Annotated in this window: 1 protein-coding gene and 2 pseudogenes; 1 reads left to right on the top strand and 2 read right to left on the bottom strand. The window is 68.2% G+C overall.

Annotated elements, in window-relative coordinates:
• Positions 1–585 (top strand): annotated as a pseudogene (locus EST54_RS33790) (dehypoxanthine futalosine cyclase); the annotation flags it as partial.
• Between the two features lie 276 nt (positions 586–861).
• Here EST54_RS33790 and EST54_RS33785 read toward each other — a convergent pair.
• Together EST54_RS33785 and EST54_RS33780 are read right to left on the bottom strand one after the other, a co-directional pair.
• Positions 862–1,167, bottom strand: a complete 306-nt coding sequence (locus EST54_RS33785; RefSeq protein WP_129251473.1) for a ferredoxin — start codon at positions 1,165–1,167, stop codon at positions 862–864.
• Between the two features lie 60 nt (positions 1,168–1,227).
• Positions 1,228–1,691: pseudogene (locus tag EST54_RS33780) on the bottom strand (aminofutalosine synthase MqnE); the annotation flags it as partial.

The raw sequence follows: 1,691 nt of genomic DNA, 5'->3' as shown, positions 1-1,691 counted from the left end.
GTGGCCCATGGACTCGGCGTGGAGTCGACCTCGACGATGCTGATGGGCACCGGCGAGACCAACGCCGAGCGGATCGAACACATCCGCATGATCCGCGACGTCCAGGACCGCTCGCACGGCTTCCGGGCGTTCATCCCCTACACCTACCAGCCGGAGAACAACCGCCTGAAGGGCCAGACCCAGGCGACGGTCTTTGAATACCTGCGCATGCTGGCCATCGCGCGGATCTTCCTGGACAACGTCCCGCACATCCAGGGGTCCTGGCTGACCGTCGGCAAGGAAGCCGGGCAGCTCGCCCTGCACTACGGCGCGGACGACCTCGGCTCGGTGATGCTGGAGGAGAACGTGGTCTCCTCGGCCGGCGCCAAGCACCGCTCCAACCGCATGGAACTGCTGCAGCTGATCCGGGCGGCCGACCGGGTCCCGGCCCAGCGCGCGACGACCTACGAGCACCTGCTCGTGCACGACGACCCGGCCAACGACCCGGTCGACGACCACGTCGTCTCCCACCTGTCCTCCACCGCCCTCGACGGCCCGGACGCGGCCCGGAGCCACCCCGAACTGAAGGTGATCGGGGCGAGCTGACCGGCTCCTCCTCATTGCCGCACGGCGCGACGGCACCTCCCACACGGTGACCGGATCACTCGGCTGATCCGGTCACCGTTGTGCTGTGTGCTGTGTGCTGTGTGCTGTGTGCTGTGTGCGGGACGCGGCCGCCGGACGTCAGGCCGACCGGCGGACGCGAAAACAGCCGGACCGCCGCACGCCGACAGGCCGGCTCCCGAAGACACCTCTTCGGGTCTTCGGGAGCCGGCCGGTTCGCCGCGTGTGCTGCGTGTTCTGGGGCCTACCGGCCCCGGGTCAGGCCGAGTCGGCCTCCGGTCCGTAGACCTCCACCGCGTCCTTGACGCGCCGTACGTGGATGCACTCGCCCGGGCACTCCTTCGCCGAGTCCGCGACATCCCGGATCAGATCCAGCGGCAGCGGCACGGTCGCCCGGGGCGCCTGGCGCAGCTCGTCGTCCTCACCCTTCACATAGGCGAGGCCGTCGATGTCCAGCTCGAAGACCTCCGGCGCGTACTCCACGCAGATGCCGTCTCCGGTGCACAGGTCCTGGTCGATCCAGACCTCGAGTTCGTCGTTGTTCACGTTCGCGTTGGTGGACATACCGCCTGCCTGCCGATCGTGGTCTTGGTCTGTGGTTTCGGTCGCTCGGGCCGACGGGCTTCAGACCCGCATGGGCTGGGGCGACTCACGCCGCTCGGGGTCCGGCCCCGGGTACTCGCGGATGGTTTCGTAGCGGGTGTTGCGCTCGACGGGGCGGAAGCCGGCGTCGCGGATCAGGTCGAGAATGTCCTCGCGGGTCAGCTTGTCCGGCGTACCGAAGTCATCCGCGTCATGCGTGATCTTGTACTCGACCACCGAACCGTCCATGTCGTCCGCACCGTGGTTCAGGGCCAGTTGCGCCGTCGACACCCCGTGCATGACCCAGAAGACCTTGACGTGCGGGACGTTGTCGAAGAGGAGGCGGGAGACCGCGAAGGTCTTCAGGGCCTCCGCGCCCGAGGCCATGGTGGTCCGGGCCTGGAGCTTGTTGCGGACCTTGCCGTCCTTCATGTCGACGAAGTCGTGCTGGTAGCGCAGCGGGATGAAGACCTGGAAGCCGCCGGTCTCGTCCTGGAGCTCACGCA

Origin of the sequence: Streptomyces sioyaensis (assembly GCF_004122735.1) — a bacterium.
In the GTDB taxonomy this organism is placed as follows: domain Bacteria; phylum Actinomycetota; class Actinomycetes; order Streptomycetales; family Streptomycetaceae; genus Streptomyces; species Streptomyces sioyaensis.
This window is presented reverse-complemented; position numbering and strand designations above follow the sequence as displayed.